Source organism: Spiroplasma alleghenense (assembly GCF_003363775.1).
GTDB classification, from domain to species: Bacteria; Bacillota_I; Bacilli_A; order Mycoplasmatales; family Mycoplasmataceae; genus Spiroplasma_B; species Spiroplasma_B alleghenense.
In genome coordinates this window covers 99,607-114,960 of sequence record NZ_CP031376.1, presented here as the reverse complement: position 1 = coordinate 114,960, position 15,354 = coordinate 99,607, and the positions used below count along the sequence as shown (strand labels likewise).

Genomic DNA, 15,354 nt, shown 5'->3' with positions numbered 1-15,354 from the left:
TACAATATATTTTCATTTAGTTTTTTAAAAACTAACTTTTTGTAATTCTTTAAAATAAAAAATCTCCTTTCTTATTGTTGTAATTAACAACTAATATAAAGAGATTTTTTGACTATTTTTTAATTCAAGATACTAAGAATTTTAAATTACCTGTAATTGTCATTTTATCAATACCTTTGATGGTAATTGCTGATTGTGCTTTTGAGAATTTAACCCCATTAATTGTTCCCGAACCCTTAATAGCTGTAATTTGCAGTCAGTCAGCTGGTTCTGGACAAATGTATTCCTTTTGATGAGCCCCTTCAACAATTTCTAAAGAAAAGAATTCAGAAGAAAACACTTTACCCTTGGCTTTTTTAGTAACAAAGTGGTCTGTGTCAGGAATTTTAGTATTATCCAAAGATTCTTGAATGTGTAGTTCGCGAGGATTACCCTTATCATCAAGTCTATCATAATCGTATAAACGATAAGTAATATCACTTGATCTTTGAAGTTCATAAATTACAACTTCAGGAGTAATGGCATGCACTTTTCCTGGAGGTACATATAAGAAGTCACCTTCTTCAATTGGTTCTTTTTTAAGTAATTTATCTCAATTTCCCTCATCCACCATTTTCTTAAATTCATCGGCGGTTTTGGCATTATGACCATAAATTAATTCACTATCTTTTGGAGCTTCCAAAACATATCAACTTTCTGGTTTACCAAATGAATTATGATGCTCTTTGGCGTATTCATCATCTGGGTGAACTTGCACTGATAAATAATCTCTTGCTGTAATTACTTTAACTAGTAATGGGTATTCTTTATAGTTTCCTCCGAATAGTTCGTGATGTTTTTCGAATAAATCTTTTAAAGCCATTCCCTCATAAGTACCAGGTGAATCAATATATGACATCCCGTTTTCATGAGCTGAAATAACTCAGGCTTCTCCAATTTTTTTATTAATTGGAGTTTTAAATCCCATTTCTTTAAGTTTTTGACCACCCCATAGACGTTCGCTAAAAAAGGGTGCTAATTTTAAAATTTCCATATTTGATTTCCTTTTCTAAAAATAAAAAGAGCCTATTCAGCTCTTTCTTGATTTGACGTATTTACAAAATGATAAATAAATAAATCATTAAAATAATGAAAGGGAACTGATTGTGAAACATAGCTATTAAATTGAGTTGATTCATAATTTTCAATTATTAGTGTATGTGATGAATTTGCTAATCTAGCAATTTCGGGATTTGAAACTCTTCCAGAGATATAAATAATATCTCCATTTTTATTCTTAATTCTGTTCATAATTCTTTCAAGGTGCTTTGATTGACCATATTTTGTATAAAAAATAAATAAATCATCTTCTCTTAAGTTTTCGACACGATCTAATAAAGTATCTCAGTCGTTATCTAAAAGATAGCAATTCAATTTTTCTTTATACAAGAAGTTTTCTAAAACTTGTGCTGGGCCCATAAGCGAGTTTTCTCAGTAACAAATAAAAATTCTTGTTGATTTTCTAATTAGTTTTAATGATTCAAAAATTGCACGTTTTTCTATTAAAGAATAGTTTTGTTTTATTAAGTTAATGTAACTTGCTGCAACATTTTCATCGTTTTTAGCCACTTCGATTTCTTGTGAATCTGCATCGTTTGAAAGAGAAATGGAGAAGTCGCGGTAACCCCTGATATTTAGTTTGTTTAATAATCCGTAGATTGCACTATATCCTGTTCCAACCTCTTGGGCAAGTCTTTCAATTTTCATGTTGCTATTTACTATTTCGTGTAAATTAGCTTTAATATATTCGACAATTTGAGTTTCCCTACTTGTAAGAATGTTTTCATCAATTGTTGCCAACTTTACTAAAAATGATCTCATATAATTACCTCCTTTTCTCGATATTTATAGTATTATTATATCAATTTTTTGGAAATATTTATCTTTTCTTGTGCGAATTTTCCAATCATTGCGCCATTATCGGTACAATATTCCAATTTTGGAATGATAATGTGCTCAATTTTGTTGTTTTTTCCAATTTCAACGACTTTTTGGCGAATTAGAGAGTTGGCACTTACCCCTCCAGCTACTGTAATGGTTTTTGGCTGGTATTTGATTACGGCTTTTTCGAACTTTTCACAAATTGTTTGAACAGCTGTTTTTTGAAAAGAAGCAGCAAAATCTGCTTTATTTATTTCCTCATTATTTTGATTATATTTATTTATTAGATTAGTGCATGCAGTTTTAAGTCCCGAATATGAAAAATCAAATTCATTCTCAGTTTTGGGTATTGGAAGTTTAAATTCATCAGGATTTCCGGTTTGCGCTAACTTATCAATTATAGGACCACCTGGATATTCTAATTTTAAATAACGAGCAACCTTGTCATAACACTCCCCAATTGCATCATCTTGGGTTTGTCCGATTATTTCATAATCATCAACTGAACGAAGAAGTTGGATTTGGGTATGTCCACCACTAACAACCATAGCTAAAACAGGATAAACAAAATCCTCTTCAATACTAGCCCCATAAATATGCCCTAAAATATGATGGCAACCCATAATTGGAACTTCTAAATAAGCGCCAATAGTTTCAGCAATTATTTTACCAACAATCAAACTCCCTATTAAACCTGGATTTTTAGTGTATGCAACTAATTCTATCTCATTAATTGATAAATCAGCTTCTTTCAAAGCTGATTTAATAACTCATTCGATGTTCTCTAGGTGAAGTCTTGCTGCTAATTCAGGAACAACTCCTCCAAATTTTTGGTGGTCTTTTATTTGACTTGAAATAATGTTTGTTAAAACTTTGCCGTCATCAAGAATTGCTAAACTTAGCTCGTCACAACTAGATTCAATCGCTAGAATTTTCATCTTATAATTTAGTTGCAGTTTCTAGGGCGATCTTAATCATGTCCATAAAGTTGTTTTGACGCTCTTCGGCTGTTGTAACTTCTTTAGTAACAAAACTATCTGAGATTGTTAATAAACAAGCGGCACTTTTTTTAGTTTCAACTGCATTTGCAAATAATGCTAACGATTCCATTTCAACACAATCAAGGTTGTTTTCTTTGGCAAAGGCCATTGAATCAGTTTTGCGATAAAATACGTCACTTGAGTGAACTTTTCCTTCGTGCACTGAAAGATTATTTTCAGCTGCGGTTTTATTGATTAAGTCATACAATTTTGTTGTTGATGGAACTAAGTTTGTATCCAATCCTGCTGCTAGTTTTGGGTATGGTGATTCTCCAAAAGCTTCTTTAGTATTAACAATATCATAAACCTTTAGTTTCTCGTTATAAGCTCCCGCTGATCCAACTCGAATAATGTGATCAACATCATAAAATTTATATAATTCGTATGAATAAATTCCAATGCTTGCGCATCCCATCCCGCTTCCTGCAATGGTTACTTTTGTTCCTTTGTAAAATCCTGTAAACATAAACATATTTCTAACTTTGTTAACTAATTTATAGTCGGTTAAAAATTTCTTTGCGATTACCTCGGCTCTCAAGGGGTCTCCTGGCATGATTACTACTTTTGCTATTTCGTCTTTTTTAGCTTCTATGTGTGGTGTCATCTTTTCTCTACCTGCCTTTACACAATTATATTAACATAAAGAGCGCTTTTTATTTATTAAGTTTTTATTAAATACTAAAATGATATATTAGTTATAAAAAAACCAAACAATGATGTTCATTGTTTGGTTTTTTAAAATATTAATTAAAATTATTAATAACTTTCAACGCTTATAACAAAACTTTCTGGTCGAGAAATTATTAAACTTGAGGCTCCAACTTGACACGCATTTGGAGTATTTGGTGTAAATTGCCCACCTTTTCCAGCACATTCTTTGTGGGTCGGAGAACTAATTGAAAAATATTCATTTCCTATTAACTTATAGTCCTGGAATCCACTTAAAAAGGCACCAAATTCTGGACTAACTGTGTATTTAAATGAAGGATCAGTTTTGGTGATTTCATAAAAACTAGTTGGAGCCAGATCATTAAACTCCTTATAGTAAATTTGTTTTTTATCCCTATCATAAACTTCCGTAGTTAGTCGTAAAGAATTATCGACCTCTAAATTACTTTTTAAATTAATATACTTTGAAATATAGACGGTATTTAAAATAACTGAACCTGCTAAAACAACCGCGGCAGCTGAACTGGCTAATCAAATTTTTGTACTTGAATTCATTAATATTCAATCCCCTTTCTGGCTTCAACCCCTTTTTCAAAATAATGTTTGACTGGCTCGATTTTACTTACCAGATCTGCAAATTCTATTAATTTATCTGAGGCATATCTTCCTGATATTCCTATTTCAATTCCCGGGCGACGATTTTTTAAGGCTGTAATTAATTCATCCTCATCAATAAATTTATTTTCTATGGCCCCAAGAAGTTCATCAATTAAAATCATATTATTATTGCTATCTTGTAACAAATTTTTCAGATGTTCAAAACCTTTTCGAGTTTCTGTTTTGAACTCTTCAACTTCAGTTTCGTTCATTTCTCAGATAAATTTTTTTGAAAAATGATAAAAGTTTTCAACTTTAATTTTAGCTTTTTTAAGCATTTTGTTTTCACTAGTTGGGCGATTCTTTAAAAAACGCACATACTTAACGGTTCATCCATCTCCAGCAGCCCTTAAAGCCATCCCGTTTAAAGCTGAGGTTTTTCCTTTTCCCTCACCCATAATTATATGAACATATCCTTTTTCTTGTTTCACGAAATAATTACCTCCTAAGTATTTTTTCAAATGACTATTTCATAAAGCCATTACTGGTTTGTACAAAATAATTGCTACTACAAAATTACCCGAGCCATGAATAATATCAAAAGTAATTCCGCGTAGATAATAGGCAATCGTTACTGGTAGATTAAATTGAAACCACACAAAGTAGTTTAAAACAGCATCGATTAAACCAAAACATAATCCAAAAATAGCATTTATTATTACAAAAATAAATCAGTGACGCTTAATGGCTGGTCTAAACAGCAAAGTCAATAAAACTAGAATTGGTCAAGCAATTAAATACAAAAGCATTCATTGTGCCACACCATAAGAGTAGATAAATACCTCAATAAACGTAAACACCGTAATTATTCCCAAGACCATTAGAATCGGAAATACTAAAGCCGCAAAGGACAAAAGAAAAGAGACCAATTCAATATTGGGTACCAAAGCTAAAGCTTCTTTGGCTCCCACTACCATTGCAGCATAAACTGGAACAATGGCAATTTTAAAAAGTAATTGGACTCTCTGATTCATTTTGAATTTTCCTTTAAATTATTTTATAGCCCACACTTCAATTGTGCTCCACAATTATTGCAAGTTACACAACCTGCTGAATCGATTAAAGTTCCGATTGAACAAACTGGACATAAATCTCCGATTTCGTTTCCAATTTTTTGTTCTCCCTCAATTGGTTTTGCTACTTTTGGATTTGTAATTACTTCCAATCCATCATCAATAGTTTGATCATCATCATTTAAAGAAAGTACCTGGGTGTCACGGCTTCCATCAACATAAACCGTTCCTCCTTTAGCTCCACCTTTATAAAGACGTGAATAAATTTGTTCTACTTGTTTAACTGTGTATCCTTTCGGAGCATTAACAGTTTTTGAGATTGATGAGTCAACTCAACGTTGAATTATACATTGAACATCTGCGTGCTCTTCTGGTGACAACTCCATTGCTGCCACAAAAATATCGGGTAATGGCTTATCAATAAATTCTGGGTAGTAAGTTAATCATTCTTCAACGATTCTAGCTTTAACTTCCATAAATTTACCCAATCTTCCAGATCTAAAGTAAGAGAAGGCAAAGTACGGTTCTAATCCTGTTGAAGCTCCAACCATTGTTCCAGTTGAACCTGTTGGGGCAACTGTTAGTAAGTGAGAATTTCTAAGTCCATATTTTAAAATGTCATCTTGAATGTCTTTTGGTAGAGATTGGATGAATCCAGATTGGATGAATTTTTTCTTATCGGTTAAGAATGGGAATGAACCCTTTAATTTTGCTAACTCAATTGATTTGCGATAAGCACTTAAACAGATAGTTTCAAAAACTTTATCAACAACCTTGTTTGCATCTTTTGAACCATATCTTAGACCAGCTCAGATTAGCATATCATGAAGACCCATTACTCCCAGACCTACTCTTCGCTCTCCTAACGCTTGAGTTTTATTAGCTTGCAAGAAATATGGAGTAGCATCAATTACGTTATCTTGCATTTGAACACAGTTAGCAACTGTTTCACTAAGTTTTTCATATAAAACTTCTTTGGTTTTTTTATCAACAAAATTTTCTAGGTTAATTGCTGCTAGATTACATACCGAATATGGCGCGAGCGGTTGCTCTCCACATGGGTTTGTTGCAACAACTTTCATTCCATAACCTTGTGCGTTAGTCATTTTATTTGCTTTATCAATAAAGAATATTCCTGGTTCAGCAGAATAAGTAGCACAGAAGTTAATTAAATCTCACAAATCTCGTGCTGGTATTTTTTCATAAACTTTTACAGGATATCCCTTTGCTTCTCATTCAAAGACATCTCCGATTTTATCTCAATTAGTATCATAGAAGTTTTTTTGTTTTGCATCAAAGGCGTCTAAATCTGGGAATTTCAATTCTCAATTTAAATCCCTTTCAACCGCAGCCATAAATTTGTCAGTTAAAGTTACTGAAATATTTGCCCCTGATAAGAAATCAGCATTAGCAACGGCTCAAGTGCCACCAGCATCTAAATTTCTTTGAGCTTCTCCAACAACATCTTTTTCAATATTTTTTTTATTTGCTACAATTGCTTCGTAAGTTTTTCTTTCACTTGCTGTCAAAGTTTTAAATCTTAATTTATTATTAGCTTGTTCTCTGATTAGGTGTGATTGAGAGTGTTCGCGCAATCATAACAAGATGTTAGTGTTTTGCATTTTTGAAATTATAAATTCAATAATATCAGGATGCCAATCGGCCATCATAATCATTTGTGCCCCTCTTCGAGAACCACCTTGTTCGATTAAGTGAGTTAGCCCAGAAAGGTCGTTTAATCAGCTTACTGAACCTGAAGATTTACCTCCCACTGATTTAGCGATTGCTCCGCGTGGTCTTAGAGTTGAACCGTTAGTTCCAACTCCTCCTCCACGACTCATGATTTCAGCCACTTGTTGGCGGTGTTCAGCAATTCCCACACGGTCATCTTTAATAAAAGGCATTACATAACAATTAAAGAAAGTTACAGCACTATCACTTCCAGCTCCAAATAAAACTCTTCCTGCCGGAATTACGTTTAAGTTTTCTAATTCTTGAGTAAATTTTTCACTGATTTCTTTTTGACAATTTTTTTCAATTTTACCCAAGGCATGACCAACGCGATAAGCAATTTGTTCTCAAAATAGTTCAAGCGGTTTATCAATTTCAATTTTATTTTTGTAAATAATATCCTCTTTTTGACTTTCTAAAATAAATTCAGAATCAATAGTTCCAACATAAGCTGGCTCAATTTGAATTTCATATCTACCATCTTTTAGCAATTTGGTAATGTTTCCAATTCCTCTAGAAGGAAAGACTGGATCGGGTTTAATGGTTGTGATAACCAGGTCTCCAACCTTTAAGGTTTTTAAGTTTAGATCTTTTTGCGAATAACGATCTAACATTACCATTCTAGAAACTCCATCAAAAGTTTTGTTAAATTTTTTGTCAATTTGTTTTAGGTTTTTAAACTCGCTTGTTAAATCTTTGTTAAGTGAATCAATTAATTTTTCTGAATACATTTTTTATCCTCTTTCAATCTTGGTAAAATAATTTTATCGCAAAAGAAAGTATTTTTTGATAAATAAAACGATTTTTATAATTTAAAGTTGAAAGCAAAACCAAGATAATGTATTATATAAATACATATAATAAAGTTTAAAAAATAATATTTTTATTTTTGCTTGCAATAATACAATTAATTTGTTAAAAACATAGTATGAAAAATAAAAGCATCAATAGCGGACAACAACTAATGCTTGTTGAATCCTTAAGCGCTATCTTCGGTATAATTGGTATCACAACTGGAATATTAAGTATACTTGCTTTAAAACCCCATATCTGAATTAGACCTCTTATTGAGGGGGAAACAGACTCTTTTATCTTTACTAGTATTACAGTTTTGTTTGACTTTTTGAGTACATTTTTTGCAGGATTTGCCTGGATAATTGGGACAAAAATTGTAAATCAAAAAATTAAAGATAAAATCACAATAAGCAAAAAAGAAAAAATGGCAAATAAGATGGATCTTACAAGTTTTTTCTTCGGACTTGTTGGGTGAATTTTGAGCATTTTAAGTTTACTTTTTCTATTTGATTTTATGAAAGATGACTTCGCATCTGAAGTAGCAACCATAATTTCAGTAATACTGGACGCTACAAGCGCCAGTTTGGTAATAGCAGTTATATTTATTTTGAATAGCGAAAACAAAAAGAAATCAATTTAGCACTTTTAAATTTGATATAATATATTATAAGAGGTAATGAATTATGCTTAAATGATCAAAAATTATTATCCTTATTTCATTATGCTTATTTGCGTTTTTTATAGTGCAGTTTGGAACATGAATTCTTGGATTCCCTGAAATATTAGAGTACCCTATTGAAGACGGAATTTATGTGGATGAGGGGCAAGTTTTTGGATGCCTTATTGCTGGCTGAATTGGTATTGCTATTTTCACGCTTCCGATTACTTGCTTGACTTTTTTGTCATCTGAAATTAAAAAGCTTAGAGTTGTTGGCGCATGACTTGGTTTAGTTGGTATTAGTTTCTGAATTTTTTGGATTTGCTTTACATCACCATTCCTATTTTGGGGATATAACCCGATTTTTATCACAATATGAATTTGTGGACTAATTGGTTGTGTTGGGATGGGTGCTGGCTCTATTTTAGCACTGATAGATTATTATAAAAAAGAAAATAATGTAAAAACCGAACAATAAAAAATCCTTAACCAATTGGTTAAGGATTTTTTATAAATTGATTTTCGATTTTTTAGAAAATTATGAAAAAGCCTCGTTTTCATTTTTTTCAATTGAAATATTCAAAGATGGGAAAGCGCAATGTGGCAGTTTGTTTTTTATATTTTTGTTAATAAATATATCTATATGCTATCTTCATTTAATTTACAGGACAGCTAAAGAAATTAAATTTTAATTTTTAAATTTTAACAAATGCTTTTATTTAAATAAAGTGGTAAGTTATTAGTGAATATATGATTATTTACTTCGTTTGAAATATATATAGATAATTCCTTGAATCTTACAAATAAAGTTATTGGAAGACTTATTTGACTTTACCTACATATAGATTATGCGAAATGTAACTAGATTGGTAAGAAACTCAATAGCCATTTTTTCATTTTTCTACATTACTTGCTCCAATTTTATAAGAATTGTCATCCAGTTTTAGATACAATATCCCCTGAAAATTATTAAGTCAAACAGAAAATTTTAATTCTAGTTTAAAATCAAATTCTTTGCCAGATTTTATTTTTTTATTTACCGCTCTTACAACATTTACAAAGTGACCTGGTCCGATATTTATTCCAGACAAACCAATAATTTTATTTTTTTCATTCATTAATGGTCCGCTAAAGTGCGCTTCTAGCGACACCATTTTTCCGGTGTCAAATCCCCCTTCTTTAGTATTGCTTTTAATTGAATTAATAAGCGAATGAACTGAGTCGCTGGCTAGGTCAACCTTTAATTTGTCTTTAATTGGTGTTGCAACATTGCCAAATTTTATCAACTGGTCAAATTTTTTTCTAGTTTTTAGTTTACTATAAAATAGAATCCTTTCATTTTGAGTTCCTATTATAGCTAAATGATTGTAGACACTACCTCCTGTCCAATTAACCGAAGCGTACAATTTAAGAAAAATATTAAGTTCGTTACCAACTCAAAAAAGTTCTATGCCAACGGTTACCCTTTCTTTGTTGTCGTGTTTGGGGTCTGAAAAAGTAGCAATCTCTTCCACCTTATCAAAACTGGTTAACTCAACAAATTCTTCATATTTTTCTAATCTTATATCCAATCCTTCCGGAGATGTTCAATGTTTTTTACCATATCGAAAATTATATCCCATTTCAAACTCAATTCCGAAATATTTATTATTTTTTAAAAATTCTTTTTTGCTTGAAGAGTCCTCAAGAACATTATGCTTATATATAATATTTATTGTTTTATGGTATACTTTATTTTTCTTAGCTTTAAAATAAACATCATCCCAATATTCATCTCTATTAGGTAAAGTAGGATTATTTGAAGAATTAACATACAGTCTATGTAATTGATATAAACCCCTATTACTGTCACAAGTTTTTTCAATATGATTTTTATCAACATTAAAATCTTCGCCCTTAAAAGCTTTGAATTTTATTTCAAATTTTTTATTTTTTTCAAGTTCTACATCAGTGAAAACCTGACTTTCAAATTCGTTTAATAACTCAAAGCTACTTTTTTTAATTTGGTCTATCATTAAATACCTTCTCTCTGTAAATGCTTTTAAAATAAAAAGAAATACAAATAATTATACTATTTAAATTAGATATTTTCAATTTAAAAAAAGTTGTCATTTCTATTAAAAATGTTAAATTAATTGCAAATAAACATCTAATAAAGCAATTATATAAACAAAATATTTTTAATTTAATTTTCTTAACCAATATAATTCAAATTAAAAATCCCTAATATAGCAGGGGAAAATCAAATTTTCCATAATCTACTATATTGGGGATTATATTAACTCAAAGAATTCGTCAAAATTTTTTTATCTTTGGGATTTATCAAATGGTATCCCCGAAGCTTTTGGCGCTTTAGATCACTTACTAAATATAACCATAACAATTAGAGAACCAACAAATGGTAAAACTTTAAATAAATCTTGGTTTGTTGCGAAAGATTCTGGAACCCCATTAATGGCTCATAAGTATTTTCCTAGCCCAAACATAATTGAAAATAGCAGCGCTGAAGGAACTATATATTTCACCCTTCATTGCCCAACAATCATAATTGCTAAAGCTAGAAAACCTCATCCCGCGGTGCTACCTCTAAATGAACCAGATATTTCCACTACAACAAACATTGCTCCAGCAAGACCGGCCAACATTCCTGAAATAATAATAGCGATGTAGCGATATTTAATAACATTAATTCCTGCCGCATCTACTGCATGTGGGTTTTCACCACACGCAGCATATCTCTTACCTATTTTTGTAAAGGTAAAAAACACTCCTGTAATTGATGCGATTAATATGGCAATAATTAAATATAAGTTAAATATATTTGCATTATTATCAAAACTAATCATTGCGTAATTTGTTGGAATTCTTGTTCCATCAGAACCCAAGGCTCCAGATGTTGCTAAATATAGTGCAATACCTTGTGCAAGAATATTAATTGCGGTACCTACAACTACTTGATTGGACTTCAATTTAATTGAAGCATAACCATGAAGAAGAGCGAATAAACCAGAAACACCCATAGCAATAACTAATGCTATAATTTGAGTTCAATTACTATTCCCTGTTGAGTTCATAAAACTTCCGGCTATGGCAAATGAAAGCGCCCCCATTGTCATGAAACCTTCAATTGAAATATTTACAACCCCGGCTCTTTCTGAAAGTGTTCCCGAAATTGAAGCAATTAGGAAAATTGCAAAAACTCCTGAAATAAATGCTATCATTGCAACTAACATTTAGTATTTCACCTCCATTTTTTTGTTAAAGCTTTCGGCTTTAATTTTTATTACTGAATCTTTATATTGTGATTTTAAAATTTTAATCTCATCTGAACTATCTTTTGATTCGCTGATTTTGCTATCAAACTTAATTTTAATTTCTTCTAGTTTCTGTTTTTCTCAGGATTCTATAATTTCGTATTCTTTTTTAACAGAATCAAGTAGTGCTCTATAATTTTCATTGTTAACCTTTATCACTTTTTTGTATGCAATTACAGATTTTTCACCAGCAATAGAAGCTTCTTGTCTAGCCGATTTTATTTCTTCATTTCTTCGCTCTTTTGCGGTTAAAAGTAAATCCTTATAATCAGTATTAATTAATTTTGTTTGATCAGCCAAGTCTTTCTCTGCATCTTCAATCCCAAATTTTTGTTTCGCATTTTGTTTTAAAATTGCATCATCCAATTTGGAATCGTTCATTTTTTCAGAAACTTTCAGGAATTTCTTGAAATCTTTTTTACTTTGTGAAATCTTATGATCTCTTTCAATTACATACTCAGTTAGCTCATCTAGTGTAGTTCCTAAAATTAGGTTGTCATTTTTAACTTTTCAATTTTTAACACCTTTAAGTCCGTTTTGTAAATATGTTTTATAACCCTCATCTCAAAGAATTTTATTTAAAATTTTAGAAGAATTTATTTTTCCTTTTAAGATTGATATTTTATCGTTGTATGGGAGACACAAAATCTCCTTCCATCCAAGAAAATCATTTTTTGATGCTTTACTTTGAATTTCAATATCAGGATTTTTTTTATAATTTTTAATAGCTTCACGCTTTTCTAATTTTATTAAACTGATTTGATTTTTATAATCGTTAATAATAGCAATATTTTTATCTATTTCAATTCGAGTTTTAAAATCGATATTTTGATATAGTTTAAATTTCAATTTCTGAATAGGAACAAATCTATAAAATACAGAATATATCGCTGCTCCGTAGATTACAGCACCGAACATTAGTGAGGCAGCCTCATTTGAAAGTCCATTAAAATCCGAGTTTCCTGTGGCCGCTGTTGCAGAACTTTTAATTACAGCCCATAAAAATGAGATAGGTATAATTCCAAAAATATTATTGAATGCAACAAGAGCAATAGAAATACCGTCGAAACCAAATGTTGGAATATCATTTTGAGCATAACTTAATTTTTTTTCTATAGAAATATAGTATATAAATGCAGCTATACCAATTAAAGCCCCAGAAATTGCTGTGGCAATAATTACAAAACTCTTGTTATTTATACCAGCATACTTCGCTGCATCCTGCTGCTTACCAACTACATTATATTTATATCCAAATGTTGTAAAGCTTAAAGCAAAGAATACAACTCCAACGCAAATGGTTGCCAAGATAATACCCAATATTCATTGGTTACCACCAATTGTAAGTCATTGATGGTTAAAAGCTTTAGTTTCTTGATTCATATTCATGAATTTAGGACTTGTTGTAAGAATTCAACGAACAAAATATCAGATTGTCCAGTTCATCATAACAGTTGTAACAACCTCGTGAATATTAAAGAAAACTTTTAGCACACCAGCAAGGGCGGAAGTTAACGCGGCTGAAAAAACAAAAATAATAAATATCACCAAAATATAGGTACCTCCAACAGTTTCAAAAGAAATGCCTGTCGATTGTTCCATTTCTGCAACTAATATTATTGAAAGTCCGGCCCCAAGAACAGCTTGACCCGATCCCCCTATATTAAACAAACCCAACTTGAAGGCCATTGCTAAACCTAAGGCTAAAATTATATAAGATGAAAAGTGATTCATCATTCGGTCCAAGTCGGACTGACCAGAACCAACCTTTCATGTACTAAAAGATACTTTAAATAGTTCAAAAAAGTATCCAATACCGTTGTAACCATTTGCAAAAATAATTATTATTCCCAATGTAATCCCGAAAAGAAGAGCTAATATAGAAGCCTTAATATAACTTAGTTTTGATTTTGTCTTTTCCGATTTTAAAGAAATTCTAATTTTTTCCCTAGTTAACCAACTATCCAACTTAAAATCCATTTAATTAGCCCCCTTTCCAGTCATCATTAGACCAATTTCTTCTCTTTTGGCACCTTTACCTGGTATTTCACCAATTTTTTTACCACCATTGAGAATAACTATTCTATCAGCCAGAGCCATTACTTCTCCCAACTCATAACTTACGAGCAAAACGGCTTTACCCTTTTCTTTCTCTAATAAAATCTCATTATGTATAAACTCAATTGATCCTACATCCAGACCACGAGTTGGTTGAAAAATAATAATTAGATCATGTTCTCTAGTTAACTCTCTGCCGACAATGGCCTTTTGCTGATTACCACCTGAAAGTTGTCTTGAGATTGCAAAACCATTTTGAGCGCCTCTTACATCAAATTTAGAAACTATTTTTTGAGCATAACTTTGAATTGAATTTCTTTTGATTAAACCAAATTTGCTAAATTCTGGATCATCAATGTTTTGTAATACCATATTCTGAATAATATCATTATCTAAGACCAAACCGTGTTTGTGTCTATCTTCTGGAATATGATTAATTTTATACTTTTGGTATCTTTTTTTAATGGAAGCTTTGGTAATATCATTTCCGTTAACTAATATTTTTCCGAAACTTACTTTTTCCAACCCAGAAATTGCTCCCACTAATTCTTGTTGTCCGTTACCTTCGACACCAGCGATTGCAACAATCTCACCGGCATTAATTTTAAGATCAAAATTTTCTAAACCTATTACTTTATGATTTGATATTTTTTTCATAGTTAGCGACTGAACGTCCAAGACAATTTTATCTTGACATGGAATATATTTATTCTTTATTTCTGCAAGTTTTCTACCAACCATTGCTTCTGCTAACTTTTCAATAGTGGTTTTACTCATATCAAAAGTTTCTATTTTTTTACCACGACGAATTACTGTTGCACTATTTGCAACTGCTTGAATTTCAGCCATTTTATGGGTGATGAAAATTATTGTCTTACCATCTTTCTGCAATTTTTGCATAACTTTTAATAATCCGCTTATTTCCTGTGGAGTAAGAACTGCTGTAGGTTCATCAAAAACAAGAATATCAGCATTTCTATATAAGATTTTTAGAATTTCTGTACGTTGTTGCATACCTACTGTTATATTTTCTACCTTTGCATCTAAATCCACTTCCAAGTTGTATTTGATCATGATGTCTCTTATTTTCTCTTTAATTTTATTTTTGTCCAAAAACAATTTGCCTTTTGTTATTTCATCACCCATTGCAATATTCATTCAAACGGGGTAAATACCCACCAGTTTAAAGTGTTGATGGACCATACCAATTCCCAACTGGTTTGCTTTAACAGGATTTGTAATAGCTTCAATTTTACCATTAATTTTTATTTCGCCTTGAGTGGGTTCATATAAACCAAATAAAATCGACATTAAAGTTGATTTTCCAGCTCCATTCTCACCAACTAGGGCATGAATTTCTCCAGTCTTTACTCTAAAGTCGATTTTATCATTTGCTATTAAGGTTTTATTAAAAATCATAGTAATAGAATCCATTTCAACCGCATATTGATTGTCATTTTTCATTATTGTGTCCTCATTGATTCTACTATGCTTTTATT

At 31.1% G+C, this 15,354-nt stretch carries 13 protein-coding genes; 2 read left to right on the top strand and 11 right to left on the bottom strand.

Going from position 1 to position 15,354, the window contains the following annotated elements:
* Window positions 1-112: 112 nt before the first annotated feature.
* From SALLE_RS00505 to SALLE_RS00475, 7 genes are all read right to left on the bottom strand, one after another.
* Window positions 113-1,033 carry a type I phosphomannose isomerase catalytic subunit gene (locus SALLE_RS00505; RefSeq protein ID WP_115557703.1) on the bottom strand — a complete coding sequence of 307 codons (921 nt, stop codon included), beginning with the start codon at window positions 1,031-1,033 and terminating at the stop codon, window positions 113-115.
* Between the two features lie 32 nt (window positions 1,034-1,065).
* Window positions 1,066-1,860, bottom strand: a complete 795-nt coding sequence (locus SALLE_RS00500; RefSeq protein ID WP_115557702.1) for a MurR/RpiR family transcriptional regulator — start codon at window positions 1,858-1,860, stop codon at window positions 1,066-1,068.
* Window positions 1,861-1,895: 35 nt separating this feature from the next.
* Window positions 1,896-2,858 (bottom strand): tRNA (adenosine(37)-N6)-threonylcarbamoyltransferase complex transferase subunit TsaD, encoded by a 963-nt coding sequence (gene tsaD / locus SALLE_RS00495; protein ID WP_115557701.1) that lies wholly within the window; start codon window positions 2,856-2,858, stop codon window positions 1,896-1,898.
* Window position 2,859: 1 nt separating this feature from the next.
* On the bottom strand, window positions 2,860-3,564 hold the full coding sequence (gene deoD / locus SALLE_RS00490) for a purine-nucleoside phosphorylase (RefSeq protein ID WP_115557700.1): 705 nt from the start codon (window positions 3,562-3,564) through the stop codon (window positions 2,860-2,862).
* 152 nt (window positions 3,565-3,716) lie between these two features.
* A complete protein-coding gene (locus SALLE_RS00485; RefSeq protein ID WP_115557699.1) occupies window positions 3,717-4,184 on the bottom strand; it encodes a hypothetical protein in 468 nt (155 codons plus the stop codon).
* Window positions 4,184-5,260: a cob(I)yrinic acid a,c-diamide adenosyltransferase gene (locus tag SALLE_RS00480; protein ID WP_115557698.1), complete on the bottom strand. Its 1,077-nt coding sequence runs from the start codon at window positions 5,258-5,260 to the stop codon at window positions 4,184-4,186. Before SALLE_RS00480 ends, SALLE_RS00485 begins: the two co-directional genes overlap by 1 nt.
* A gap of 23 nt (window positions 5,261-5,283) precedes the next feature.
* Entirely contained in the window at window positions 5,284-7,761 is a 2,478-nt protein-coding gene (locus tag SALLE_RS00475; protein ID WP_115557697.1) for a vitamin B12-dependent ribonucleotide reductase, read from the bottom strand.
* A 197-nt stretch (window positions 7,762-7,958) separates the two neighbouring features.
* Here SALLE_RS00475 and SALLE_RS00470 point away from each other — a divergent pair, with 197 nt between their 5' ends.
* Both SALLE_RS00470 and SALLE_RS00465 read left to right on the top strand, forming a co-directional pair.
* Window positions 7,959-8,465 carry a hypothetical protein gene (locus SALLE_RS00470; RefSeq protein WP_115557696.1) on the top strand — a complete coding sequence of 169 codons (507 nt, stop codon included), beginning with the start codon at window positions 7,959-7,961 and terminating at the stop codon, window positions 8,463-8,465.
* 43 nt (window positions 8,466-8,508) lie between these two features.
* Window positions 8,509-8,961 (top strand): hypothetical protein, encoded by a 453-nt coding sequence (locus SALLE_RS00465; RefSeq protein WP_115557695.1) that lies wholly within the window; start codon window positions 8,509-8,511, stop codon window positions 8,959-8,961.
* Between the two features lie 343 nt (window positions 8,962-9,304).
* Here SALLE_RS00465 and SALLE_RS00460 read toward each other — a convergent pair whose 3' ends face one another.
* The 4 genes from SALLE_RS00460 to SALLE_RS00445 form a co-directional block, all read right to left on the bottom strand.
* Window positions 9,305-10,498, bottom strand: coding sequence for a hypothetical protein (locus SALLE_RS00460; RefSeq protein ID WP_115557694.1), 1,194 nt, complete (start codon window positions 10,496-10,498; stop codon window positions 9,305-9,307).
* A 291-nt stretch (window positions 10,499-10,789) separates the two neighbouring features.
* On the bottom strand, window positions 10,790-11,716 hold the full coding sequence (locus SALLE_RS00455; protein ID WP_115557693.1) for an ABC transporter permease: 927 nt from the start codon (window positions 11,714-11,716) through the stop codon (window positions 10,790-10,792).
* Entirely contained in the window at window positions 11,717-13,777 is a 2,061-nt protein-coding gene (locus tag SALLE_RS00450; protein ID WP_115557692.1) for an ABC transporter permease, read from the bottom strand.
* Entirely contained in the window at window positions 13,778-15,319 is a 1,542-nt protein-coding gene (locus tag SALLE_RS00445; RefSeq protein WP_115557691.1) for an ABC transporter ATP-binding protein, read from the bottom strand.
* Window positions 15,320-15,354 lie beyond the last annotated feature (35 nt).